At 60.6% G+C, this 26554-nt stretch carries 23 protein-coding genes; 9 read left to right on the plus strand and 14 right to left on the minus strand.

What is annotated here, in order from left to right; translation table 11 throughout:
* Positions 1-2 precede the first annotated feature (2 nt).
* The 4 genes from tgt to secF all read left to right on the plus strand — a co-directional run bounded on the left by tgt (position 3) and on the right by secF (position 4711).
* On the plus strand, positions 3-1139 hold the full coding sequence (tgt, locus tag ACYVI2_RS07440) for a tRNA guanosine(34) transglycosylase Tgt (protein ID WP_415821108.1): 1137 nt from the start codon (positions 3-5) through the stop codon (positions 1137-1139).
* Positions 1140-1367: 228 nt separating this feature from the next.
* Positions 1368-1709, plus strand: a complete 342-nt coding sequence (gene yajC, locus ACYVI2_RS07445) for a preprotein translocase subunit YajC (RefSeq protein WP_415808678.1) — start codon at positions 1368-1370, stop codon at positions 1707-1709.
* Positions 1710-1847: 138 nt separating this feature from the next.
* Positions 1848-3728, plus strand: coding sequence for a protein translocase subunit SecD (gene secD, locus ACYVI2_RS07450; RefSeq protein ID WP_415821107.1), 1881 nt, complete (start codon positions 1848-1850; stop codon positions 3726-3728).
* Between the two features lie 50 nt (positions 3729-3778).
* On the plus strand, positions 3779-4711 hold the full coding sequence (secF, locus tag ACYVI2_RS07455; RefSeq protein WP_415821106.1) for a protein translocase subunit SecF: 933 nt from the start codon (positions 3779-3781) through the stop codon (positions 4709-4711).
* 466 nt (positions 4712-5177) lie between these two features.
* Here the strand turns inward: secF and ACYVI2_RS07460 are convergent, their stop codons facing one another.
* From ACYVI2_RS07460 to ACYVI2_RS07475, 4 genes are all read right to left on the minus strand, one after another.
* Positions 5178-6536, minus strand: coding sequence for a c-type cytochrome (locus ACYVI2_RS07460; protein ID WP_415821105.1), 1359 nt, complete (start codon positions 6534-6536; stop codon positions 5178-5180).
* Positions 6537-6546: 10 nt separating this feature from the next.
* Positions 6547-8316, minus strand: a complete 1770-nt coding sequence (locus tag ACYVI2_RS07465; protein ID WP_415821104.1) for a GMC family oxidoreductase — start codon at positions 8314-8316, stop codon at positions 6547-6549.
* A 3-nt stretch (positions 8317-8319) separates the two neighbouring features.
* Entirely contained in the window at positions 8320-9018 is a 699-nt protein-coding gene (locus ACYVI2_RS07470) for a gluconate 2-dehydrogenase subunit 3 family protein (RefSeq protein WP_415821103.1), read from the minus strand.
* A 263-nt stretch (positions 9019-9281) separates the two neighbouring features.
* Positions 9282-10061: a phosphatase PAP2 family protein gene (locus ACYVI2_RS07475; protein ID WP_415821102.1), complete on the minus strand. Its 780-nt coding sequence runs from the start codon at positions 10059-10061 to the stop codon at positions 9282-9284.
* Between the two features lie 169 nt (positions 10062-10230).
* Here ACYVI2_RS07475 and miaB point away from each other — a divergent pair, with 169 nt between their 5' ends.
* The 5 genes from miaB to lnt all read left to right on the plus strand — a co-directional run bounded on the left by miaB (position 10231) and on the right by lnt (position 16188).
* Complete coding sequence (gene miaB, locus ACYVI2_RS07480; protein WP_415821101.1) at positions 10231-11730, plus strand: tRNA (N6-isopentenyl adenosine(37)-C2)-methylthiotransferase MiaB; 1500 nt, start codon at positions 10231-10233, stop codon at positions 11728-11730.
* 8 nt (positions 11731-11738) lie between these two features.
* The gene (locus ACYVI2_RS07485) at positions 11739-12764 is read left to right on the plus strand and encodes a PhoH family protein (RefSeq protein ID WP_415821100.1); all 1026 of its coding nucleotides are present in this window, start codon (positions 11739-11741) and stop codon (positions 12762-12764) included.
* Between the two features lie 134 nt (positions 12765-12898).
* Positions 12899-13381: an rRNA maturation RNase YbeY gene (ybeY, locus tag ACYVI2_RS07490; RefSeq protein ID WP_415821145.1), complete on the plus strand. Its 483-nt coding sequence runs from the start codon at positions 12899-12901 to the stop codon at positions 13379-13381.
* A gap of 149 nt (positions 13382-13530) precedes the next feature.
* Positions 13531-14433 carry an HlyC/CorC family transporter gene (locus ACYVI2_RS07495; protein WP_415821099.1) on the plus strand — a complete coding sequence of 301 codons (903 nt, stop codon included), beginning with the start codon at positions 13531-13533 and terminating at the stop codon, positions 14431-14433.
* Between the two features lie 120 nt (positions 14434-14553).
* A complete protein-coding gene (gene lnt / locus ACYVI2_RS07500; protein ID WP_415821098.1) occupies positions 14554-16188 on the plus strand; it encodes an apolipoprotein N-acyltransferase in 1635 nt (544 codons plus the stop codon).
* Between the two features lie 35 nt (positions 16189-16223).
* Here lnt and ACYVI2_RS07505 read toward each other — a convergent pair whose 3' ends face one another.
* The 10 genes from ACYVI2_RS07505 to ACYVI2_RS07550 all read right to left on the minus strand — a co-directional run bounded on the left by ACYVI2_RS07505 (position 16224) and on the right by ACYVI2_RS07550 (position 26552).
* Positions 16224-16928 carry an ABC transporter ATP-binding protein gene (locus tag ACYVI2_RS07505; protein WP_415821097.1) on the minus strand — a complete coding sequence of 235 codons (705 nt, stop codon included), beginning with the start codon at positions 16926-16928 and terminating at the stop codon, positions 16224-16226.
* Positions 16915-17775: an ABC transporter ATP-binding protein gene (locus ACYVI2_RS07510; protein WP_415821096.1), complete on the minus strand. Its 861-nt coding sequence runs from the start codon at positions 17773-17775 to the stop codon at positions 16915-16917. Before ACYVI2_RS07510 ends, ACYVI2_RS07505 begins: the two co-directional genes overlap by 14 nt.
* A complete protein-coding gene (locus tag ACYVI2_RS07515) occupies positions 17772-18836 on the minus strand; it encodes a branched-chain amino acid ABC transporter permease (protein WP_415821095.1) in 1065 nt (354 codons plus the stop codon). Before ACYVI2_RS07515 ends, ACYVI2_RS07510 begins: the two co-directional genes overlap by 4 nt.
* A 1-nt stretch (position 18837) precedes the next feature.
* Complete coding sequence (locus tag ACYVI2_RS07520) at positions 18838-19698, minus strand: branched-chain amino acid ABC transporter permease (RefSeq protein ID WP_415808824.1); 861 nt, start codon at positions 19696-19698, stop codon at positions 18838-18840.
* A gap of 80 nt (positions 19699-19778) precedes the next feature.
* Positions 19779-20930, minus strand: a complete 1152-nt coding sequence (locus tag ACYVI2_RS07525) for an ABC transporter substrate-binding protein (protein WP_415821094.1) — start codon at positions 20928-20930, stop codon at positions 19779-19781.
* A 59-nt stretch (positions 20931-20989) separates the two neighbouring features.
* Entirely contained in the window at positions 20990-22129 is a 1140-nt protein-coding gene (locus tag ACYVI2_RS07530) for an oxamate carbamoyltransferase subunit AllG family protein (RefSeq protein WP_415821093.1), read from the minus strand.
* On the minus strand, positions 22126-22854 hold the full coding sequence (locus ACYVI2_RS07535; RefSeq protein ID WP_415821092.1) for an SRPBCC family protein: 729 nt from the start codon (positions 22852-22854) through the stop codon (positions 22126-22128). The genes ACYVI2_RS07530 and ACYVI2_RS07535 overlap by 4 nt, the downstream gene beginning before the upstream one ends.
* On the minus strand, positions 22844-23365 hold the full coding sequence (locus ACYVI2_RS07540) for a (2Fe-2S)-binding protein (RefSeq protein WP_415821091.1): 522 nt from the start codon (positions 23363-23365) through the stop codon (positions 22844-22846). The genes ACYVI2_RS07535 and ACYVI2_RS07540 overlap by 11 nt, the downstream gene beginning before the upstream one ends.
* The gene (locus tag ACYVI2_RS07545) at positions 23362-24177 is read right to left on the minus strand and encodes an FAD binding domain-containing protein (RefSeq protein ID WP_415821090.1); all 816 of its coding nucleotides are present in this window, start codon (positions 24175-24177) and stop codon (positions 23362-23364) included. The genes ACYVI2_RS07540 and ACYVI2_RS07545 overlap by 4 nt, the downstream gene beginning before the upstream one ends.
* Complete coding sequence (locus ACYVI2_RS07550; protein ID WP_415821089.1) at positions 24174-26552, minus strand: xanthine dehydrogenase family protein molybdopterin-binding subunit; 2379 nt, start codon at positions 26550-26552, stop codon at positions 24174-24176. Before ACYVI2_RS07550 ends, ACYVI2_RS07545 begins: the two co-directional genes overlap by 4 nt.
* Between the last annotated feature and the right edge of the window lie 2 nt (positions 26553-26554).

The following is a 26554-nucleotide window of genomic DNA, read 5'->3' on the forward strand; positions in this document are numbered from 1 at the left end:
CCATGACTGGACTGAATTTCGAACTCCTGGCGACCGACGGCCAAGCCCGCCGCGGCCGCGTCACCCTGAACCACGGGGTAGTCGAGACCCCCATTTTTATGCCGGTGGGCACCTACGGCAGCGTCAAAGCCATGCTGCCGCACGAGCTCAAGGAAATCGGCGCGCAAATCGTGCTGGGCAACACCTTTCACCTGTGGCTGCGCCCTGGGACAGACATCCTGGATCGTCACGGCGGCCTGCACGGATTCATGCAATGGGACAAGCCGATCCTGACCGATTCGGGCGGTTTCCAGGTGTTCAGCCTGCAGGGCATGCGCAAAATCACCGAAGAAGGCGTGAAATTCGCCTCGCCCATCGACGGCGCCAAGCTGTTCCTGACGCCCGAAGAATCCATGCGGATTCAGCGCTCGCTGAACTCTGACATCGTCATGGTGTTCGACGAGTGCACGCCCTACCAGATCGATGGCCGTCCCGCCACGACCGAAGAAGCCGCCCGCTCGATGCGCATGTCCTTGCGCTGGGCACGCCGCTCGCGCGAGGAATTCGACCGCCTCGAAAATCCCAATGCTCTGTTCGGCATTGTGCAGGGTGGCATGTACGAATCGTTGCGCGACGAGTCTCTGGCCGGCCTGACAGATATCGGTTTCCATGGCTACGCCATCGGCGGCCTGTCGGTAGGCGAGCCCAAGGAAGACATGATGCGCATCCTGGCGCACGTCACCCCGCGCCTGCCCACACACGCACCACGCTACCTGATGGGCGTAGGTACCCCCGAGGACCTGGTCGAGGGCGTATCGCGTGGCGTCGACATGTTCGATTGCGTCATGCCTACGCGCAACGCCCGCAATGGCTGGCTCTTTACTCGTTACGGCGACATCAAAATCCGCAACGCCAAATACCGTGACGACACCCGGCCGCTGGACCCGAGCTGCGCCTGCCACACCTGCGCCCATTTCTCGCGCGCCTATCTGCATCATCTGCAGCGGGCCAACGAAATCACCGGCGCACGCCTGAACACGCTGCATAACCTGCATTTCTACCTGACCATCATGGGCGAAATGCGCGAAGCCATCGCCGCAGGCACATTCCAGGCCTGGCGCGCCAAGTTCGCGGCTGACCGGGCACGCGGGATTGAGTAGCGATTCCTGGCGTCCCCAATATTGTCCCAAAGCCGCCTCGGGGACGTTTCGGGCCTGCTCAGATCGGGCCTTGTACGGCCCCGTAACACCCTGGATTTTCCGCCTGACCCTGCCGACCACATAACCTCGCTACAATAGTCGGCTTGCCCTGTCCAAGGCTCGCGCGGGGACGGGCGCTACAAAAACCTTTCATAATTCGACCCGAACACCTCATTCAGGAGATTTACCATGTCCGTTATCGATACCGCCGGCATCGTTCTGGCCCAGGCCGCCCCCGAAGGCAGCGCGCTGATGGGCATGCTGCCCATCGTGCTGATGTTCGTGATCCTCTATTTCCTGATGATCCGTCCGCAGATGAAGCGCCAGAAAGAACACCGCAACCTGGTGGCCAACCTCGCCAAAGGCGACGAAGTCCTGACCGCCGGCGGCATGCTGGGCAAAGTATCCAAGGTCACCGACACCTACATCACCGTCGAAATCGCCGACCTGGCTGACAAGCCCGTTGAAGTCCTGATGCAAAAAACCTCGGTCTCGACCGTGCTGCCCAAGGGAACCATCAAGGCCCTGTAAGCGTCTCATCTGGCCCCCTCACCTAAGGGGGCCTTTTTGCCACCGGGCCGCCCCAAAGCAAAAGCCCCTCGCATGGGGCTACAAGCCAAAGGCGCAGCACAGGGGCATTTTCCGTTATCTCGCATGAACTAGCCGCCAATGAACCGCTATCCCCTCTGGAAGTACATCACGGTGCTGGTCGCGGTCATTATTGGCCTGCTGTATACCCTGCCCAATTTCTACGGCGAATCCCCCGCCGTGCAGGTCTCCAGCGCCAAAGCCACGATCAAAGTCGACGAAGCCATGCTCGGCCGAGTCGAACAAATACTGACTGCCGGCAATATTCCCGTCTCCAGCGTCTACTACGAACAAAACGGTACGCTGGGCACCATCCGCGCCCGACTGCCCTCCACCGACGTGCAACTGCAAGCACGCGACCTGCTCGACAGATCCCTGAACACCACTCCCGGCGACCCACAATACACCGTGGCGCTGAACCTCCTGCCCGCCTCGCCGCCCTGGATGCGTGCGCTGGGCTGGTTCGAGCCCAAACCCATGTATCTGGGCCTGGATTTGCGTGGCGGCGTGCATTTCCTGCTGCAAGTCGACATGCAAGGCGCACTGCAAGCCCGCTACGATTCGCTGGCCGCCGACGTACGCACCTCGCTACGCGATGAAAAAGTCCCCAGCCAAGGGGTCGAACGCTCCGGCTCGTCCGTCATCGCCACGTTCAGCAATGCCAACGAGCGCGACCGTGCTCAGAGCGTTCTGCGCGGCCGCCTGCCGGACCTGGAATTCACCACCGGCGAAGACGGCAATCGCGCAACGCTGACCGGCATGCTCAGCCCGGCGGCCGTCACCCGCGTCCAGGATTCCGCGCTCAAGCAAAACATCAACACACTGCACAACCGTATCAACGAGTTGGGCGTAGCCGAACCCGTCATCCAACAACAAGGTTCGGATCGCATCATCGTCCAACTGCCTGGCGTGCAAGACGTCGCCAAAGCCAAAGAACTGCTGGGCCGTACCGCCACGCTGGAAATCCGCATGGTGGACGACTCCCCGGCCGCGCAGACCGCCCTGATGGGCGGCACAGTGCCCTTTGGCTTGGAACGCTACACCGACCGCGATGGCCGTCCCCTGCTGGTGCGCCGCCAAGTCGTCCTGACCGGCGAAAACCTCCAGGACGCCCAACCCGGCCGCGACTCGCAGACCCAGCAGGCTGCAGTGCACCTGACCCTCGATGGCAAGGGCGCCCGCATTTTCCGCGATGTCACGCGTGACAACGTCGGCAAGCGCATGGCGATCCTGTTGTTCGAAAACGGCAAAGGCGAAGTCGTCACCGCACCGGTCATCCGCAGCGAAATCGCAGGCGGCCAAGTGCAGATTTCCGGCAGCATGACCGCCGAAGAAGCCGCCGACACCGCTTTGCTGCTGCGCGCCGGCGCCCTGGCTGCACCGATGTCCATCATCGAAGAACGCACCATCGGCCCGAGCCTCGGGGCAGACAACATCTCCAAGGGTTTCCACTCCACGCTGTACGGCTTCCTGGCCATCGCCGTGTTCATCATTCTGTACTACCACTTGTTCGGGGTCTTCTCGACAATTGGCCTCACGATGAACGTGTTGCTGCTGCTGGCGCTGCTGTCGATGCTGCAAGCCACGCTCACCCTGCCTGGTATTGCCGCTATTGCGCTGACCCTCGGCATGGCCATCGACTCGAACGTACTCATCAACGAACGGATCCGCGAAGAACTGCGTAACGGCGCCTCGCCACAGCAGGCCATTCACCACGGTTTCGAACGCGCCTGGGGCACGATTCTGGACTCGAACCTGACGACATTGATCGTGGGCCTGGCATTGCTGGCTTTCGGCTCCGGCCCCATCCGCGGCTTCGCCGTGGTGCACTGCCTGGGTATCGTGACCTCGATGTTCACCTCGGTGGTAGGCGTACGTGCGCTGGCCAACCTGTGGTACGGCCGCAAGAAAAAACTCGCGAGCCTGTCCATCGGCACCGTCTGGAAACCCAAGGCAAACTGACCTGGTTGGGCGGCCCTGCCGCCCAACATCGATAAAAATCAAGGCGAAACATGGAATTTTTCCGTATCCATCGCACCATACCGTTCATGCGCCACGCGCTGGTGCTGAACATCATCAGCCTGGTCACATTCGTGGCGGCGGTGTTCTTTATCATCACCCGCGGCTTTCACCTGTCGATCGAATTCACCGGCGGCACGGTCATGGAAGTCAACTACGCGCAGACTGCGCAGTTGGACAGCGTGCGTACTGCCGTATCCAAGCTCGGCTACTCTGATTTCCAGGTACAGAACTTCGGCACCTCGCACGACGTCATGATTCGTCTGCCGTTGACCGAGGGTCAAACCTCGGCAACGCAAAGCGAAACCGTCATGGGCGCCCTCAAGGCAGCGGACGCCTCGGCGAACCTGCGCCGTGTCGAATTCGTCGGCCCTCAGGTCGGCCAGGAGCTCTTGCACAACGGCCTGATGGCACTGCTCTTCGTCGTGCTGGGCATCATGATTTACCTGGGCATACGCTTCGAATGGAAATTCGCAGTGGCCGGGGTGATCGCCAACCTGCATGACGTGGTGATCATCCTGGGTTTTTTCGCGTTCTTTCAGTGGGAATTCTCCCTATCGGTGCTGGCTGGCGTATTGGCGGTACTCGGCTACTCCGTGAACGAATCCGTGGTGATCATGGATCGGATCCGCGAAAACTTCCGCAAATACCGTAAAGCGGACGTGCACGAGGTGATCAACAGCGCCATTACCCAGACCATCTCACGGACCATCATTACCCACGGTTCCACCCAGATGATGGTGCTGGCCATGCTGTTCTTCGGCGGCCCGTCGCTCCACTACTTCGCCATGGCGCTGACAATCGGCATCTGGTTCGGTATCTACTCCTCAGTCTTCGTGGCCGCCGCACTGGCCATGTGGATGGGCGTCAAGCGTGAAGACCTGGTCAAGCCGGTCAAAAAAGAGGGCGACGCAGAGATCGCCTGATCGCTGATTGATCTCTCACCCCGCAAAAAAATCGGGCACCTGAACTCAGGTGCCCGATTTTTTTCGAGGAAACGCAAGCCGCATTTGCCACTAAACGTCAACGCCCACACGCCTCAACGCCTTTAAAAGCAAAACACACATCTACCAAGACTGTTGGCACCTCATTGACCGTGAGTTTGCCGCAGCCGGGTAGGTGTGGTGGGTGGGCCTGTTGGAGGCTGCCGAGCCCGTGCACCATCGGCGGGGGAATTCCGGGGGCCATGTTTGAGCGAAGCGAGTTTGGCCCCCCGGCCCGCCGATGGTGCGCGGGCGAAGGTCGAGTCCCCGTAGAGGGGACGAGTCAGCCGACCAGGCCCGCCCACCACACCTACCCGGCTGCGGCAAACGGCTCAAGAACCCAGCTCACACAACCCCAAACATGCAGTCCGGCCTAACTGTGAACACAGCAAAGCCAGCCCCCTCACCCTCAATGCTGAACAGCTGCCGAGCGAACCTTAGCCACCTGATCCGCGGACACCTCACCGCCCTTGTTGCCCCATCCAGAACGCACAAAGCTAGCCAGCGCCGCAACTTCCTCATCGTTCAAACGATCCGAATACCCCTGCATCACCAGATGCATAGGGCGGCGATCCGTCGACGGAACAGAGGTCCCATTCAGAATGACTGACAGCAGCGGACTAGGATCCTTTCCCTGGACCATCGCATTGCCTTGGAGCTCGGGGAATATCTCCGGAGCCCCCTTGCCAGTAACAAAGTGGCAAGCAGCGCAATTGTCCAGGTACAGACGCGCCCCCAGAGGCATATCAGGCGAAGCAGCCGTCAGCATTTTGGCCGTCGCTTGCCCAGCCTCATCGGCCGGCGCCGCCGGCATCGGGCGAGGACCAGGCGCGGCCACCTGCTTGGGCGCCTCTTGCACAGACTGACCATCCGCAGACTTGAGGAAAACCGCCATGGCATTCAAGTCTTGATCATTCAGATACTGCAACGAATGCTCGACCGCCAATGCCATTTCCCCGTTCGCGATAGCGTGCACGTTACGCCCCGTGCCCAGATACGCCGCCAGATCCGCAACAGACCATTTCTCAATGCCCGAGTTAGGACCACGCAGTGCAGGAACACTCCAGCCCTCGAGCTCGCCACCCGTCAGGAAATTGGCATCACCCAAGCGCGTGCCATCCTGTGCCATGAAAGCCGTACGCGGACTATGGCAGGCCGCGCAGTGACCCGCGCCTTCAACCAGATACTGGCCTCGGAGCTGCTGATCATTGCCGCCCTCCATCGGTTTGAAGGACGAATCGCCGCTCAAAGCCAACCAGTTCCAGGCCCGGATACCAAAGCGCAAATTGAACGGGAATGCCAGCTCCGTAGCTTGCACCTCGTTCTTCACCGGCTTCACATCGTTCATCAAGTACGTGTACAAAGCCTGGATATCACTCTCGCTCATGAAACGATAGTTCTCGTAGGGCATGGCCGGGTACAGGTGCTTCCCATTGACCACGCCATCGACCATCGCCGAGCGGAACTGATCCAGCGTCCAGTTACCGATACCGGTTTCCTTGTCGGGAGTGATGTTGGACGACCAGATAGTGCCCATGGGGCTCTCGATGCCCCGGCCACCGGCCAAGGGCGAGCCGCCAGTCGCCGTATGACACGCCATACAGTCCCCAGCGCGCATGACATACTCGCCACGGCCAGGTTCGATTTTCCCGTCGGCCGCCAAGATCTCCTTGGGCGGCGTGGTTTGGACAGGGACGTAGATAAAGGCCAGCAGACCGACAATCGCCAGTACCACCAAGACACCCAGAATGCGGAGCATTTTTTTCATTGCATTCTCCTCAAACCAGGGGACGTGGGTTGCGCAGGTACAGCGTACGGATGGCGTTCACCGTCCAGTAGGCCAAGCCACCGACCATACCGGTCGGGTTGTACTGCGTGTTCTGCACAAAATTGCCTGCGCCCATGACGAACACATTGTGCTTGTCCCAGGCCTGGCAATAGCGGTTCACCACCCCTTCGAGCGGGCTGTCGGACATGATGTGACCGCCCGTGTTGTGCGTAGTCTGATAGGGGCGCACGTCGTACTGCGCGCCGATATCCTTGAATCCCAGCTGCATCAGGTCCGGCTTCATCGCGCGTCCCACCTCTGCGGCCTTGAGCTTCATGTACTGGTTCATCTTGAGATCGTTTTCCTGCCAATTGAAGGTCATGCGCATCAACGGGCGGCCATGCGGGTCCTTGTAAGTCGGGTCCAAATCCAAGTGATTGGCGCGGTACGACATATGCGAACCGTGCGAGCCGATCGACATGGAGCGGCCATAATATTCTTTGATGGCTTCCTTCCATTTCCCGCCCCAGGTGGGCGTACCGCTGGGCAAACTCATGGAGCGAATGGGCTGTCCATTGAAGGTACCCGAGCGCCAGTAGGCGCCGCCGATAAAGCCCAGCTTGCCAAAATCGTTCTGGTTGACGCTGAAGTCGTCGATGCAGATGCCGTTCGAACCGTGCCCGATAAAGGGATTGAAATTGGCATCCTTGAAGAACATGGTCACGCCACCGTTCATCTGATAGGCGTAGTTCTTGCCCGTCACGCCTTCATTCGTGGCAGGGTCATAGGGTTTGCCAATGCCCGACACCAGCAACAGGTGCACGTTGTTCAGCTGGTACGCAGACAGAATCACCAGATCGGCAGGCTGAAAGACTTCTTCTTGATTGATGGCATCGAAGTAAGTCACGCCCGTGGCCGTCTTGCCATCGGCTGCGATTTCTACACGCAACACCTCGGCATGCGTGCGATAGGTGAAATTCGGCTTGCGCTTGAGCGCGTCCAGGATAGCGGTCTGCGGCGAGGACTTCGAATACTGATAACACCCAAAGCGTTCGCAGAAACCACAGAAATTACAGGGCGCCATCTGCATGCCATACGGGTTCACATAGGCGGTAGACGCGACCCCTGCCGGCGCGGGGAACGGGTGATAGCCCATGGCCTTACAGGCGGCCTCGAACTTGGTCGAGTCGTAGGTACGCGGCAGGGGCGGCATGGGATAGTCCTCCGAGCGCCAGCCTTCGAATGGATTCCCGCCTTCCTGGATCTTGCCTTTGAGGTTACCTGCCTTGCCAGAAATGCCGGCGACGTGGTCAAACCGCGTGAAAAACGGCTCCAGCTCATCGTAGGTCACCGGGTAGTCCATCAAGTTCATTCCCTCTGGAATAATGGACTCGCCCCATTTCGCTTTCACGTAGCTGCGCAACTGGATTTCTTCAGGCTGCGGCCGCCACAGCAGACCGTTCCAGTGAGTACCGGCACCGCCCACGCCATTGGCGGGCAAAAATGAGCCCATGGAACGATACGGCAAAGCGACTTCCGAATCGCGACGGCGAACCGTCACCGTCTGCTGGCTGGGATGCTGCATGTTCTTGAGCCGCACACCATACTTCAGCTCATCAATCTGGTTGGGATACTTGAACTCAGGCACAGTGTTCTGGTCGCGGCCACGCTCCAGTGCCACGATTTCCAGCCCTTCAGCGGCCAGTTCAATGCCTGCGATGGAACCCGTCCAGCCCAAGCCGACGATCACCACGTCTTTCTTTTTTTCAGTGCGTGCCATGGTTCAAGCCCTTTCGCCTTTGATGGAAACCGGACCCAGCGGATACTTCACGTTGTGCTGGTCCACCCACTCCGTAAAACCGGCGCGTGCGCCCGGAAAACCGATATAGCTCCAGGCTTGCATGCCATAGTTGCCGCCATACATGGGATCGGCGAAATAACCTTCTTTGGTGTTGCTCAACAACGTAGCAAAGAAGAAGCTGAGCTCCGGCGCCAGCTTTGCTTCGCCTTTTTGCAGCGCGGTGAGCGCCTCGTCCTGCTGTTCGGGGGTCAGGCTTTTGAAATCTTTGCTCCAGCGCGACTCACACCAGGCGTTAAACGCGGGTATCGCCTTACGGTAGAGTTCCGCAGGATTCAGCGGGCTTTGCCAGCCTCGGTCAGCGCTCGCAGCAGGGTCATGCGGACCCTGCATATACCAATCCTTGGCGCTGCCATACTCGCCCGCCAATTCACGATCGATAAACACCGGAACGTGCGCTTCCAGTGCGCCAGGACCGTCGCCCTCAGAGGGGATCAGCCGAGCGGTGGCCGCAAGCACGAACCCCCATTCTTCGGGTGTGAAATACACAGGCTTGTACTTATCAAGCTGAACTGCGGCTTCTTTGGCATTGGCACGCAGAGGCATGGCCAAGCCAGTGAGTGCCATGCCGGCACTGGAGGCGAGCAGAAAAGTTCTGCGGCTGTGAGGACGCGAGTCAGGCATATTGAATTCCTTCTTCCAGAGACCACCGTGAAATGATCCCCCCGTTTAAATCTTTGCTTTTTTGTGTCAGATTACCCGCACTGCTCTGCAGAGAACGCTTTGTGGCAGACTGCAAAGGAGCACCTGTATTTTAGCGTTACAGGCAGGAGTATGTCGTCCGCGCTCTGAGCGGACCGGTTGACGGGATCTGAAAACGATGCGGAAGAAGGAGCGTTCGGCCGAGCTTGAATCCCTCTCGGCCCCTGAGCCAGCCAGCAGAAAAGTTACTTCCGCCAGGGCTTGCGCAGCATCCAACGATGCCGCTCATCCAACACATAAGGCGCCAGATAATGCGCCACCATGATGCCAATCGCCGCGGCGGCCGTGACATCCGAAAGAAAGTGATCCCGATTGATCACACGGCTGATCGCCACCAAGGCAGCCAACAACAACGCCGGCATCCGCCAACGCGGCGCGAATTCACCGATAGCAGCAGCGACCGCGAACGCCGCCAGCGTGTGGCTGGACGGAAAAGAAGTGTAGTCATGGCCCCGAGTAAACGGCTCAACCAGACCGTGCCACCCATCTTCGAGCAACACCTCGGGCCGCGTGCGCGCGACCAGTTTTTTGAGAATGAGCGTAATCAAACCGCCCACTGCCATCGAGCTGATCACCAGCATGCCATAGCGAGCCAACCGCTCAAAACCCGCTCGGACCGGGCAAACCCAGCCGCGGCGAATACCGATCAGCGACCCCACGTAGACAAACAGCGCCGCGAACAAATACACCTCGCTATCGCCTAGATAACCAATGTAGTCAAACACCTCATTGACCACCGGCGACATATGCCTTTCGATAGCCAGGGTCAACGGCTGATCGACCCAGCGGCTCATCAATAGCAGCAGCAGCGCAAGACACGCGGTCAACAACACGCCACGAAAAGGTCTGCGCGGAAAATGTGCCATAGCATGAGAAGTCACATGAGGGGCCGCGACGACCTCGGCCTCGGTCGTCGGAATCGCCTCCACGGGGGAGACAGGAGGCAAACCTTGAGTAGATGTCATGGGGATAAGAGTAGATAGCGGCACATTCACGACCCATCAAGGCAGTGCCGCGCGGCCCACATCGTATACGCCAATTGTCTCCAGACCAAGACTGAAATACCCGCACGCGGTAAAATGATTGTTTCTTTTCCTTTCGCCCCCGGGATCTACACCCGTCACGGCGCACATCATGCAAGAAACCTCACTCAAGCGCGCTGGCGCCCCTGCGCCCGCGGCATCCGCCCCCGCCACCTCGAATTCCCCAGTGCCCGACAGCGGCATCACGGCAACCCCGTCCGGGGTCCGCAAGCTCTACATCCGCACCTTTGGCTGCCAGATGAACGAGTACGACTCGGACAAAATGGCCGACGTATTGCGTGGCGACCAGGGCCTGGAGCTCACCAACAACCCCGAAGACGCCGACGTCATCCTGTTCAACACCTGTTCGGTGCGTGAAAAGGCGCAGGAAAAGGTGTTCTCCGACCTGGGCCGCGTGCAGCACCTGAAAAAAGCCAACCCCAATCTGGTGATTGGCGTGGGCGGCTGCGTGGCCAGCCAGGAAGGCGCGGCCATCGTCAAGCGTGCGCCCTACGTCGACGTCGTGTTCGGCCCGCAGACCTTGCACCGCCTGCCCGAGCTCATCCAGCGCCGCCGCGATTCCGGGGCCTCCCAGGTCGACATCAGTTTTCCCGAAATCGAAAAGTTCGACGCACTGCCGCCCCCTCGGGTGGACGGCGCCTCGGCCTTCGTCTCCATCATGGAAGGCTGTAGCAAATACTGCAGCTTCTGTGTCGTGCCCTATACGCGTGGCGTCGAGGTCTCCCGTCCCTTTGACGACGTGCTGATCGAGGTTGCCGATCTGGCCGATCAGGGCGTGAAAGAGGTCACCCTGCTGGGCCAAAACGTCAACGCCTACCGCGGCCCCATGGGCGACTCGGGCGAAATCGCCGATTTTGCGATGCTGCTGGAATACGTGCACGAAATCCCCGGCATCGAGCGCATCCGCTACACCACCTCGCACCCCAAGGAAATGACGCAGCGCATGGTCGATGCCTACGCTCGCCTGCCCAAGCTCGTGTCCTTCCTGCACCTGCCCGTACAAGCCGGCAGCGACCGCGTGCTGGCTGGCATGAAACGCGGCTATACCGCGCTGGAATTCAAATCCGTGGTGCGGCGCCTGCGCGCGGCGCGCCCCGGCCTGACCCTGTCATCGGACTTCATCGTGGGCTTTCCGGGCGAAACCGAAGAAGACTTCCAGAAAACGATGAAACTCATCGAGGACGTGGGTTTTGACACCTCGTTCTCATTCGTCTATTCGCGCCGCCCCGGCACCCCTGCCGCCGACCTGACCGACGACACCCCCCAGGACGTCAAACTGCGCCGCCTGCAACAGCTGCAAGCCCTGATCAACCAACAGGCCGCCGCCATCGCTCAATCCATGGTGGGCACGCGCCAACGCATCCTGGTAGAAAGCCCGTCTCGGCGCGACCCTAACGAGATGATGGGCCGCACGGAAAACAACCGGATCGTCAACTTCCCCGCGCCGGCCCGGCTGATCGGCCAGATGGTGGATGTCATCATCACCGAAGCCTATCCCAACTCGCTGCGCGCCCGCGTCGCGGACGTCGACGGCCCGGATCACGACGTATCGGCACCCGCCGCGCAACACTCTGCACACAGCCCAATTTAAGGCCACGAATGCCCGCACCACGCAGCCGCACCCGACGCACCATGCCGACCATCGTCAACCTGGAAGGCGACAACACCCATTTGGCCAATCTCTGCGGCCCGCTCGACGAAAATCTCCGTCAGCTCGCCGATGGCATGGGTGTCACCCTGGCACGCCGCGGCGACCGCGTCACCCTCGAGGGCGAACGCGCCGAACTAGCCGGCCGCGCCCTGCGACGCTTTCACGAACAGGCCGTGCATCGCGCCCTGTCGGTCGATGATATCCAGCTCGGCCTGGTCGAAATGGGCGTGGGCCGCAACGAGCCGCAGCCGGCGGCAGACCCGCGCGGCATCGAGCCCGCCGCCCCGCCCGCCGCCAGCGAAGACGGCGGCATCGCCTTGCGGACCCGGCGCAGCGATCTGCGCCCGCGCACCCCTCGGCAGCGGGAATACCTCGAAAACATTCTCAAACACGACATCACCTTCGGGATCGGCCCTGCCGGTACGGGCAAAACATGGCTGGCCGTTGCCTGCGCCATTGACGCCATGGAGCGCGATTCAGTGCAACGGCTGGTGCTGACCCGCCCCGCGGTCGAGGCAGGCGAACGCCTGGGTTTTCTGCCCGGCGATCTGGCACAAAAAGTCGACCCGTACCTGCGTCCGCTCTACGATGCCTTGTACGACCTGATGGGCTTTGACAAAGTCCAGCGGCTGTTCGAAAAACAGACCATCGAAATCGCTCCGCTGGCCTATATGCGTGGCCGCACCTTGAATCACGCCTTTGTGATCCTGGACGAAGCGCAGAACACCACGCCCGAGCAGATGAAAATGTTCCTGACCCGCATCGGGTTTGGCAGCAAAGCCGTGATTACCGGCGACCCGTCGCAGGTCGACCTGCCCCGTGGCCAGCAGAGCGGCCTGGCGCATGCCGTGCGAGTACTCGAAGACGTCCAAGGCATCGCGACCACCCGCTTTACGAGCCGCGACGTGGTGCGCCACCCGCTGGTCGCCCGTATTGTGGACGCCTACGACAAAGCCGCCGAAGAAGAATCCTGAGCGTCCCGCCAGCCTGGCAACGCGCCGACAAAAAACGGTGCCTTAACAAGCCGGCCAACGCATCCGGCCCTTGCGGCCGCCCGCAAAAGAACATGAACGCCAACCGGTCCACGCCTGCCGCTCACACCACCACCATGAACGCCGAGCTGACTCTGCCCGAACTTTCCCTCTCCGTGCAATACGGCATCGCCGAGCCGCGCCTGCCGCGCTGGCGCCTGCGCCGCTGGGCGCGCCGCGCGCTGGATGGCGCCGCGCAAGACGGCCTGATCGACTGCACTCGGGCAGAGTTCAGCCTGCGTCTGGTAGGCCAGGCAGAGGGCCGCAAGCTCAACCACGCCTATCGCGAAAAGGACTACGCCACCAACGTGCTCACTTTCGAATACGGCACCGATCCGCTCGGCACTGCCCGCGGCGATATCGTGATCTGTATCCCCGTGCTCGTACGCGAGGCTCGCGAACAGGGCAAAACCTTGCTGGACCACGCCGCCCACCTGACCGTACATGGCGTCTTGCACGCGCTGGGCTACGACCACATCAAGGCCCGCGACGCCCGCCGCATGGAAACCCTCGAAACCGAGATTCTGGCCGGCATGCGCATTGCCGATCCATACGCCTGAGGCACGGTCCTCGGGCGAGGACGGGCCCGTAAGCAGGCCTCATCCGCCGCGCAATCCGTTCTCGTTTCCCCTAGCATCCCTGCCCTCGTAACAAATTTGCAGCCGATATTCGGTTATGCTGACCTTTCTATAACTTGTCCGCTAGGACGATGTCTGACCCTTACCCTACCACCGAGGCGAACGCCGCCCGCGCGCCCAAAACCGCAACGAAATCCCTGCTAGACCGCATTCTGGCCCTCGTCCGGCGCGAGCCCGAGGACCGCGAGGGCATTAAAGCCGTCCTGGATGCCGCCCACGATCGAGACCTGCTGGACGTCGAATCGTACGGCATGATCAAAGGCGCGTTGGCCGTCTCCGAACGCACGGTCGCCGACATCATGGTGCCGCGCTCGCGCATGGATTTGCTTGACGTATCCCTGCCCCTGCCGCAACAGCTGGCTTTTATCATCGATACTGCGCACTCGCGTTTTCCGGTCTACGAAGACGATCGCGACAACATCATCGGGATTTTGCTGGCCAAAGACCTACTGCGCGGCATGCTGGACGCGGATATGGAATTGCGTTCGCTCATCCGGCCGGCCGTCTTTATCCCTGAAGCCAAACGCCTGAACGTACTGCTGCGCGAGTTCCGTGCCAGTCACAACCACCTGGCCATCGTCATCGACGAACACGGCGGGATCTCGGGCCTGGTCACCATGGAAGACGTCCTCGAACAGATCGTCGGCGACATCGAAGACGAATTCGACGAAGAAGACGAGCAAAGCATTTTCCCCGAAGGCGAAAATCAGTGGCGCCTGATGGCCACCACCGAAATCAGCCACTTCAACGAAGCCTTTGCGACGGACTTGCCCGACGACGAATACGACAGCGTAGGCGGGTGGCTGGGCGGCCAACTGGGACGCATCCCGCGCCGAGGCGACAGCGCCTCGCACGGCGATATGATGATCGAGGTCATACGGGCCGACGCGCGCCGTGCACTATGGCTGCGCGCCAAACGCGTCCCGGACGCTGATGCGAACAGCACTGCTGACGCGGCCTCGCCCGCCCCTTGATTGCCCTGGCCACGATTGGCGAGGGTTTTCGCAGACCGTGATCAGCCCCCTGGTGCAGCCCTGCTGCAGTATCTCTTTCCTCCCCGGCATCAATACCGGGGTTTCTCGGAGCAACAACGGATGACGTTCGGCCGCGCCCCTCGCTGGGCAGTACTGGGCCTGGTGGCCGCAGGCGCTGTACATGCCTTGACCTTCGCGCCAGGCCCCTTACCTGCGTGGGCCCTGGCACTGGTACAAATCCTGGCGCTGGCCTGCGCGGCGCACGCCACCTTGCGAGCGGCCAGCCTGCGCCAGAGCCTGCTGCGAGGCTGGCTGTTTAACTTTGCCAGCTACTCGCTCGGGTTGTACTGGATTTTCGTCAGCCTGCATTACTACGGCGGCTTGGCCGCGCCACTGGCCGTCGCTGGCGTGCTGGCCTTGTCGGCCTTTCTCGCCCTTTTTCCTGCTGCGGCTTGCATGCTGGCGCGCTGGCTGTGCCCGCCAGTAGCCCCTGGCGAACCCAATCCCTCCCCTGCCCGTCGGCTATTGATCACGGCCGCAGCCTGGGCAGCGGCCTGGGCCTTGCTCGAATGGATCCGCGCCACCGTCCTGACGGGGTTTCCGTGGCTGAATATCGGCTACGCCCACGTCGATAGTCCGCTTGCCGGCTGGGCCCCCGTACTGGGCATTCACGGCATGGCGTTACTGGCAGCCTTTGCCGCCGCCGCCCTGGCGGGGTTGTGGCAAGCCCTGCGCTCGGCCCGCGGCAACATCAAAACCGGAGATGCACGCCGCAATCTGGCCTGCGCGCTGGCGCTCTTGTTAGTCATTGCAGGTTGGCCCTTAAGTGGCGTCAACTGGTCGCAGCCCAGCGGGTCGCCACTGCAAGTTCGGCTCATACAAGGCAACGTCGAACAATCTCAAAAGTTCGATCCTCAGCTGCTGGAGCTGGGCATACGCCGTCACCTCGAGCTGGCAGCGTTGCCGGCCCCTCCCGCAGAACTGATCATCCTGCCCGAAACCGTACTGCCCATTTTTCAAGACCGTCTGGACCCTGCCGTCTGGGAAGCCTGGCGCACCCTGGCTGCACGCAACTCGGCCACCATCGCCATGGGCGTCCCGCTGCGTACCAAGGGCACCGACGGCAACGACAGCTACACCAACAGCGTCATCGGCTTTGATGCCGACACCCCATTGGAACAACTGCGCCTGGGCACTACGGAACAGCGCTATGACAAGCACCATCTCGTGCCCTGGGGAGAATACGTCCCTCCCGGATTCCATTGGTTTGTCGACATGCTCAGCATCCCCCTGGGCGATTTCGATCGTGGTGGACCACGGCAAGCACCGTTTCACGTACGCGACCAACACGTCGCCTTCAACATCTGCTACGAGGACCTGTTCGGCGTCGAACTCCTGCCCGCGCTGCATCCCGGCGCCAATGGCGAGCCCGGTGCCACCATCCTGGTCAATGTCAGCAATCTGGGCTGGTTCGGTGATACCTGGGCATTGCGTCAGCATCTGCAAATCGGCCGCTTGCGTACCCTGGAAACCGCCCGTCCGATGCTGGCGGCAACCAACACAGGCATCACGGCAGCCATCGACGCACATGGCGCTGTCGCCGCGCAACTGCCGGCACACCAAGCCGGCATTCTGCCCGTCTCCGTCCAAGGCATGACAGGCCTGACGCCTTACGCACGTTTTGGTGACAAGCCCGTACTCGTCATCATCGCTCTGATCCTCATCGCCGCGGCGGCACTGGGACGCAGGAAATAAATGCAGTGCAGCACCGAGGCTGCATAGGTGGGCTACTAACCACCCAGATAGGCTTTCCGTATATCCGGGTTGTCCAGCATCTGCTGCGCAGATCCATGAAAAACCACGCGGCCGGTCTCCAGCAAATACGACCGGTCGCACAGTTCCAGTGCGGCATAGGCATTCTGTTCCACCATCAGCACCGTGGTGCCGCTTTTGCGGATATCCGCAACGAGCTCGAATACCTGTTCGACGAAATTCGGTGCCAATCCTAACGACGGTTCGTCAAACATCACCAACCGTGGCCGCGACATCAGCGCACGCGCGATAGCCAGCATTTGCTGCTCGCCTCCCGACAAGGTCCCGGCAGGTTGTGCAACCCGTTCACGTAAACGCGGAAACTTGTCGAACATGCGTTCGATATCATCACGGATCCGCTGCCGGTCGTTGCGCCGATAGGCGCCCATTTCCAGGTTCTCGCGCACCGTCAGCTGCGCAAACACGCGCCGGCCTTCCGGGCAATGCGCGATGCCGCGCTCGATAATATTCTGCGCGCTCGCCTGCGCGATCGGATAACCATCGAACGTGATGGATCCTGACACCACCGGCTCCAGCCCGCTGATCGCTCGCAAGGTACTGGATTTACCCGCACCATTCGAGCCGATCAAAGTCACGAACTCGCCTTCTTCCACACTCAGCGATACGTGGTCCACGGCGCGTGTGGCGCCATAATGCACAACGATGTCATCAACCTTTAGCACGTTTCAGTCCTGATCCTAGATAAGCGCGTATGACTTCGGGATGTTCCTGGATCTCGCGCGGTCCGCCGTCGGCGATACGCACTCCCTGGTTCAACACGACGATGTAATCCGAGATCGACATGACCATATGCATGTCATGCTCGACCAAGAGAATCGTGACGCCGCTGTCGCCGATGCGGCGGATCATGGCCTTGAAGTCTTCCGTTTCCGAGGGATTCAATCCCGCTGCCGGCTCGTCCAGCAGCAGCAGCCGGGGCCTCGCCGCCAGGGCGATCCCCACACCCAACAGGCGTTGCTCTCCGTACGAGAGATTCGCGGCGATGTCTGCCGCGCGATGCGTCAGGCCCACAAACGTCAAGACGTCATGCACCCGATCCTGCAACGCGAGTTCCTCGCGCTTGAAAGACGGCAAGCGCAACAGTGACGACAGCAATCCTGCACGCCCCTGCATGTGCAATGCCATCAAAATATTGTCCGCCACAGAACATTGCCCGAACACGCTGGTGCGTTGAAAACTGCGCACCAGCCCACGGGCAGCAATCTGGTTCGGGCTCATGCCCACCATATCGTCACCAAACAACACCACGCGGCCCGAGGTCGGCTTCATGTAGCCCGATATCACGTTGAATGCCGTTGTCTTGCCAGCGCCGTTGGGGCCAATCAGGCTGACGATCTGCCCCGGCATCACATCGAAGCTGACATTGTTCAGTGCCACCAGGCCCGAAATACGCACCGTAATGTCATGCAATGACAAGACCGGTCGATCCAGAGACGGCTGCGGCATGCCAGACGCGATATTACCCATCGCCCTGCCCGGCGCTGCGCTATGCGACATCACCACACTCATGCTCGCCCTCCTTCTGATACAGCGGTTCGCACCGCGATCGCAGACTTTGCATCAACCACCGTATCTGCCCTGCCCCGGCTTTTGAACGATTGCACAACGCGGGCACCGGCAGGCACAATGCCTTTAGGCAGGAACAACAGAATCAGAATCATCAACGCGCCGTACAACATCCATTGGACTTCTGGCGGCACCACACCGCGCAGGACCTCGGGCATCAGACCGAAGATCACTCCCCCTACGACCGGGCCGGCCAAGGTTCCTTTGCCGCCAGCCACCACCATGATCACCATCGTGATCGTATAGACGAACAAGAACACATCGGGATCGATAATGCGCACCGTGTGCGCGTACAACCCGCCCGCTGCGCCCGCAATAGCAGCCGACAACACCGACGCGATCACGAGATATCGCGTCACGGGAATGCCGATGGATTTAGCCAGGGTTTCGTTCTCGCGCAATGCCATCACCGCGCGTCCCGCGCGGCTGTGCACCAACCGCGCCACCAGCACATACGCCACCACGCCAGCGGCGAGCACCAGCCAATACGTGGCAGCCTTGCTGACCAGTTCAATCACGCCTTGTCCTGGCAGCCAGAATGTCAGCGCAGGAATGGCAGTCAGCGCCATGGGCCCCTCGGTCAAGTCCACCCAATTCAACGCCACCATGCGCATCACCTGGGCAAAACTGATCGTGACAATCACGAAATAGGCGCCGCGCACGCGAAAAGCCAGCTTGCCCACCAGCCATCCAGCCAGGCCGGCAACCACCATGCCCATCACAAAAGCAAGCCATACGGGTTTAGGATCAACCACCACGGGGCCCCACCCCAGATCCACATCGAAACCCAAGGACAGCAGCGCGCTGGTATAGGCGCCTATGCCGAAAAACGCGGCATGCCCCAGACTGAGCTGGCCCGTGAAACCCAACAGCAGATTCAGACTGATGGCTGCCACAATCATGATGCCGGCCGCCGAGACCACCGACAACATGTACGGATCGGACCACACCAGAGGCAGCAGTGCGAGCGCCGCCACACAAATCAGAAACACGATACGTTTCACGTCAACCCACCCTTTCCTTGACCGCAAACAGGCCTTGCGGACGCATGACCATCACGATCAGAATCACGATGAACCCCAACGCATCGCGATACGAGGTCGAGATATAACTGGCGCCGAACTCCTCTATCATTGCCAATGCAAATCCCCCCAACGCGGCGCCGCCGATATTGCCCAAGCCGCCCAGAATCACGATCGCAAATGCCTTCAGGCTGGCCAGATCACCCATCGTGGGACTGACCACAAAGATAGGAGCCAACAGCGCCCCCGTCACCGCCGCCAGGCACGAGCCCAACGCGAATGTCAGCGTATAAATGCTCGAGACATTTACTCCCACGATCTTTGCCGCATCCTTGTCCTGGAACGTGGCCCGCATGGCCATCCCCAATCTGGACCGTTCGATCACCAGATAAAACACCAGCAACAACACCGCGGCGGCACACAATACGAACAGCCGTGTCGGCGACAATGCCACGCCGCCCCATATCAACGGCTCTTGCGAAAACGGGGTGGGCACTACCTTGGCCACACCGCCCCATAACATCAGCTCTGCGTTCTGCATGATGATCATCACACCGATCATGATCAGCATGACCTCATCTATATTTTCCAGTTTGCAGCGGCGCAGCAGGACAAACTCGATCACACTGCCAATCAGAAACCCGGCGACAGCCGAAAACAGCAAGGCACTGAAAAAATCCAATCCCAACAATGACACCAGCGCATAGGCGACATAGGCGCCTAATGCATACAGTTCCCCGTGCGCGAAATTGACCACACGCATGATGCCGAACACCAATGTCAACCCTATACCCAGCAGCGCGTAGGTCGCGCCCAGCACCAGGCCGTTGACGGCGTGTTGCATGATTTGATCCAAGACAGAACTCCTGTGTGCTTGCTCTACGCGCCGCGGCCCTGCAACGGCCGCGGCAACAGCGCCAACCCTTACTGCGCCGACACGACGCCATCCTTTAACTGCACGATGTAGATATTGGGTTCGTTCTGGCCGCTTTCCTTTCCTGCCGGGCCATCCTTGATAAACGAGACATCGCCGTTCACCCCTGCGACCTTGGTTTCCCACAGCGCTTGGCGGATCGCTTCAGGCTCGGCCTTGCCTGCACGCTTGATCGCGTCGGCTACCGTCAGCACCGCGTCATAACCGCGAAACCCTTCCGTCAGGCCTGGAAACGGATAGCCTTTTTGCTTCCAGCCATCCATATAGGCCTTCGCGATTTCCGGGTGCAAGGCCTTGTCGGCCGTCCATGGCGAGAAAAACAGCAGATGCGTGCTGACATAACCCTTCGGCCCCGGATTCTGGATCAGAGGCTCGGGAAACGAGCCGCCCGTGGTGATGATGCGCTGCTTCAACCGTTGTTCAGACGCTTGCCGAATGGCCAGCGTCAACTGCTCGACACCGGATGTCACGATCAAGGTATCGCTGCCCGTTTCGCGCAACGCTGCCAGCTGCGCCGACAAGTCGGTTGCATCAGGCGACATCGTTTCTACGCGGCCGACCTCGATACCGTGCTGTGCAAACACATTCTTGAATTCCGTCGTGGCGCCCAATCCCCAATCATTGTTCACCGCCAGAAAATCGACTTTCTTGATCGCTGGCGAAAAGGATTGCAGCTGCTTCGCGAATGCCAGCGCCTCCATGCGCGAGGTGGGACTGATGCGAAACACCCAGGGATTGCCCGCCGTCGTGATCTTGGACGACGACGCGGTTTCTACCACCATGGGGACGCCGTACTCCTGCAGTTTAGGCATGGTCGCCAGTGTGAACGTCGATCCCCACGCGCCTATCATCACGGGTACCTTGTCACGCAATATCAGTTTCTCTGCCGTATTCACGGCCTCACGCGGATTGGACTTGTTGTCTTCGACAATCAATTCGATTTTCTTGCCCAGCACGCCGCCTTGCGCGTTCAACTGCTCTGCAGCCAGTCTCGCGCCGTTGGCGACATAGGTGCCAGCCGCCGCCACTGGGCCAGTCAACGGCTGCGAGACGCCAATCTTGATGGTTTCCTGCGCCAACGCAGGCGCTGCCAACAACGTGCCTGCTGCGATCAGGGCATAAAGCCGGTATTTCGTAAACATGGAACACTCCAAAATGAGCAATTGCGAAACGATGACCACCCACGTATGCGTTCGTGGCCCTAACCCTGCAACAACGACGTAAATAAAGACACTGGTGGCGCATAAAATCCCCGCCCCGCCAATCCCTGCACTCCGTGCGCATCGACCATCGCCAGATGCACAATGGGCGACACCCGGCTCTGCGCGATAGACCTCGCGCACACCAACCCCGTCTGCTCGTTCAGCACGTGCCGGGCACGATCGGCCACATCCGTGGGCAATTGGCCTTGCCACAAACTCAACAGCGCTGGCGCCAGACTTAATGCCTGACCACCCAGTCCACAAAAATCGATCACCGCGCTATCACCGATTGCCCCTAAAACCACCGTGTTTTCATGACCGGGAATAAAGCAACCAGTGGGTGCAGTGGCAGGCACTGTGCGCCAGCGAGTCTCGCCTGCCATCCGGACGCCAAATTCCACCCCATTGCCGCCCGCTGCCTTGATATCGCCATCCTGCGTTTCCAGCACGCAAGCGCAGGCTGCCATGATCAACGTCAGCACGAAATTGGGATTGCTCGACAACGTGGAAAGCAGTTCGTCGCTCAACGCAGGAAACGTGGTGACCAACGCCTCAATCATCGATTGGTTGGCAACGCCGGTGCGTGAATGACACTCGTCACCCTGCTGCAAGGCATTGCTCAGCCATGGCGCAACGGCCAACGAAGCTGAACGCAGACAGGGCGCCAGTATCCCCAGCCCCAAACGGCTGATGGCATGTAATGCCATGACGCATGAGGGATCCTGTGAACCAAAACGCAAAGAAGGCACGCCTGCCTCCAATAGCGGCGCATACCGGACCCTATCCCCCAGGCGCACCACCGCCATAGGCATCCGCGCAGACACGACCTGGGCCAACGGCGTCACCACGCCGTGATTTTGCGCAGGCTCAAAACGATAGGTCCCCGACACCAACAGCTGTAGAGCGGTCGGGACGTCAGCTGCCGCCCCCTCAAACACCAACGCCTGTGCCGCTGCCTGCATCACCGGCGCGGGAATCACGGCATCGGCGGCATACTCGGGCCCCGCATGCAACAGCACGTGGGAATCCAGATCAGGCAACGCATCTCGCAGGCGCACGACGTCTACCCAATACGCATGCTGCAATGGCGCCAGCATGCGCCCGATATCACGCGTTGGTGCGACGGCGGCCGGTATCATGTCGTACTCCGTTTTGCCTGCTTGTCCCGGCCTATCCATTTTTTCCAGGCATCACGCATCATGGCCAGCACGAGAGCAAACAAATTCAATGCAGGCGCCTCCGAGGGTTGCTGCACGGTTTTAGCCTGGCCCATTGATTGCGATGCGGCGTTCTTAGGCATCCTCTCCGAGGACGCGCTGGGCCCGTCCGCCGGGATCACCACGGCACCTGACTCGGACCCGATCACATAGACCGAGCTCGTACTGCGAATGTCATCCGCAGGCGACGTATTACTCTGAGTGCTCAACATCGCCTGCAAATTCTGCGCGAACTGCTTTGTCAACTGATCGCCCAATGCACGCACAATGCCCTCGCGGCTGAACTGAGCCAGCGATCCGGTGATGCTGAAGTCCACGGTGACATTGACGCTGGTGACAGCGCTATCCTGCGATACGACGGCGAATCGGGCTGCTCCCTTGACACGGCTATTGCTTTTCCCATCCGTGGCCTGGCCGGTCATCTCACCCGAGTGCCCCGCCTCATCCAGCGACAGCGACCCGAGGCCCGAAAATGCAGCGGCAATCGGCCCCAGCTTCACTTTGAAGAGCAAGGGCAACTCATCGCCAACGGGCTCGCCCCGCAACGACGCTCCTGGCAAGCATTGCACCAGCAGCGCAGGCTCATGAAACGCGGCCCATACCGTTGCCAAAGGCATGGCCACGTCAAAAGACTGTTCAATCTGCATGTCTCTGTTCCCCCGTGTGATAGGTCGACAACACGTGCATCACGGCATCGACAATGCCTTGATATCCCGTGCATCGACATAGATTTCCAGCCAGTTCATCGCGCACTCGAGCCTCGTTTGCTTGCGGCAGGCGCCGCACAATATCGCGTGCAGTGATCAACATGCCGGGTGTGCAATAGCCGCACTGCAACGCGTGATGCGCTGAAAAGGCCGCACGCAATGCCGCCGTCAACGCATCGTCATCCAACGCCTCGACCGTCGTGACGTGCTTGCCTTCGAAACGCACAGCGGACTGCAGGCAGGACCGCTGCGGTGCACCGTCGACGTCCACCGTACAGGCGCCGCACACCCCATGCTCACACCCGATATGCGTGCCCGTCAGTCCGCAATGCTCGCGCAACGCATCAGCCAGATGCGTGCGCGGTTCACAATGAATGCGATAACGCGCCCCATTGACCGTCAACGCGACATCAACCTCGTTCACCTCGGGAAAATCGAGAGGCACCGTCATTGCTTTGCTCCCAAATCAGCCACAACACTGGCCAACAGATCGCCATGCCAGGCACGACGCTCATACGACAAACCGGACTCCGGCGCATCCAGCAAAGCTGCTCGTACCGCAGGGTCAGCCAGACGTGCATACAGACCCGGACCACTGTGGACTTTTACGGGCCCATCCAACGCGCCCAACACCAAACGCTCGATGCCTCGATCAGGGTCCACCACACCAGTCACGATCGCCAATGCGAACTCACCGGTTTTGCGGCAATGCTTGCGATAGGACCAGCGCGCTTTCGTACTGAGTCGCGGCACCCGAATCCGGGCCAGGATTTCCCCGGGACTGAGATCGGGTTCAAAGGCCGACCGGACAAACAGCTCGGCAGGCACCATGCGCGCACCTTGCGGCCCCACAACCTCACATATAGCGCCCATGACCGCCATGGCACTGACCCAGTCTGCAGCGGGATCCGCATGACATAAGCTCCCCCCCACCGTGCCCCGATTGCGCACAGCGCGATAGGCAATACCATGAGCGACATGAGCCAACATGCCATGTGTCACGTCGGGAACCTTGCCATCTTCGATCGCAGCGTGGGTCGTCATCGCTCCCAAAACGAGCTCATCCCCCTGCGCGGCGCTGGCGCGCAGTTCGGCAATCGCGTCCAGGTCGATCAAGCGCTCAGGCTGGGCCAATCGCAGATTCAACATGGCGCCCAAAGACTGCCCGCCCGCGATGGCTTTATAGAACTCGTCGCGCGCCAGCGCACACAGGGCTTCATTCACGCTGCTCACGCGCTCCAACTCGTAGGCAACTGCTTTCATCGCACAGCCTCCGCCCGTTCGATAGCGGCCAACACCCGAAGCGGGCTGGCAGGCACGCACAGTACCTCCGCCCCCAGATCGGCCAACGCGTCATTGATCGCATTCACGATCGCGGCCGGCGGTGCGATCGCGCCGCCCTCGCCTATCCCTTTTTGCCCGAACTTGGAAAACGGGCTCGGCGTCTGCATATGATCGATACGCACCCGCGGCATTTCGCCCGCACCAGGCACGATGTAATCCGCCAACGTCGATGCCAGCGGCTGGTCCTGTTCATCAAACGGCATTTCCTCATACAACGCCGTGCCGATACCTTGCGCCAACCCTCCCAGTAGCTGTCCTTCTACCACCATGGGATTGAGCAATACGCCGCCGTCTTCGCACACCACGTAATCCAGCAATTTGACAAAGCCCGTCGCCGTATCGACCTCGACCGCACAAGCATGACAGGCGTAGCTGAACGTGCCGCCATCCGGTTGCATGCGATAGCCCGCTGTGAGCGCCAGGCCGCCAGGATTCACATCCGCCGGCAGTTTCTGCGGCGCGCGATACCAGGTGTGGCCAATCTGGGCGTAACTCACGCGCTGCGAACCATCCTTGAGCGCGATGCCACCCTGCACATACACCAGGTCGTTTTCAGAACACTCCAGCAGGCTGGCCGCGATGCGTTTCATCCGCGCCCCGAGTTCCTCGCAAGCCGTTCCCACAGCGCCTCCGGCCATCACCGCACAGCGGGATCCCCAGGTGCCAGTGGAATACGGTGACGTGGCCGTATCCCCATGCAGTACGCGCACATGTGCCGCATCCATGCCCAGCACCGTGTTCGCAATCTGCGCCATGGTGGTTTCCAGACTCTGCCCATGCGAATGCACGCCAATCTGGACCTCCAGGATGCCGTCCGGTGTCAGGCGCACATGGCATTGCTCATATCCGGGCACCATGGGAATACCCCAGCCGTGATACACCGACGTGCCGTGCGCGCCCTGCTCGCAGAATATCGACAGGCCGATACCAATGCGGCGTTGCGGACGCGCGCCCGCGGGCTGCAACTGCGCTTGGCGCGCGCGCCACTGCGCCCAGTTCAAGCCCTCCACCGCACGATTCAAACAAGACAGATAGTCCCCGGAATCGAACGTCTTTCCCGTGATGTTGGTGTACGGCATATCCTGCGGGCGCACCAGGCTTTGCTGACGCAATACATACGGCTCCACACCCAGCGTACGCGCCGCCATATCCATCATCACTTCTAATGCAAAACACACACCGGTGCGCGCCACACCGCGATACGGCAGGATAGGAGGCTTGTTCGTCGCGGCAGAGCGGGTACGGCACAGAAAATCATCCATGCGGTATGGCCCTGGCAAGATCGAACCGATCTGCGCGGCCTCCAGACAGGCCGAAAACGGATACGAGGAATAGGCGCCCGAATCCACAATCGCATCGCACTCGATCCCGAGCAAACGTCCATCGGCATTCACGCTGACACTGATGTCATAAGCATGTTCGCGGCAATTCGCGTTGGCGCTCAAATGCTCGCGGCGATCCTCCAGCCAGCGCACCGGACGCTTCAGGTGCATGGCCAGCCACGCACAGCAGATTTCTTCAGGCAGCAGAATGCCCTTGTATCCAAACCCTCCCCCCACGTCGGGGGAGACCACACGAATGCGGCCTTCGTCCAGGCCCAGGCATTCCGCCAGCCCGGTGCGATTGATATGCGGCAGCTGTGCAGCGCTCACCATCACGAGTTGATCCATCCGCGTATCCCACCAGCACAAGACCCCGCGCCCTTCCATGGGCATCATGCATTGGCGAGAGGTAGATAGTTTGCGTGATACCGTCACCGTCCCTGGACGCTGGGTTTGCCCGTCGCCGCGTTCAACCCGAGTTTCCAGAAACACATTGCCATCCCATTCATCATGGATGCGCTGCGGTGCCACGCCGTTGGCGGCGTCATGCATGTCGGCAATGACTGGCAGCTCTTCATAGTCGACCCAGACCTGCGCAGCCAGATCCTCGGCACGCGCTCGCGACGGCGCCACACACATGGCGACCATTTCTCCTACATGACGCACCTTTTCCATTGCCAAGGGATACTGGACCGAGGTGCGAAAACCCGGCAAACGCGACGCCGCCAGGATGGGTTTTACGCCCGCCATGTCCTGCATCGTATAGACTAGATGCTCGTATCCCTGCGGCTTTTCAATGTGGCCTACGCGCGCATGCGCCAGCGGCGAACGTACAAACGCCACGTCCAGCGCACCCGGCATACGCATATCGCCCACGTATTGCCCCTGGCCGCGCAGAAAGCGCTCGTCTTCCTTGCGAGTCAAGCGCGCACCGATGCCTTGACCGATGATTGGAGGATGTTGCTGCGTCATGG

Source organism: Bordetella tumbae, assembly GCF_054780995.1.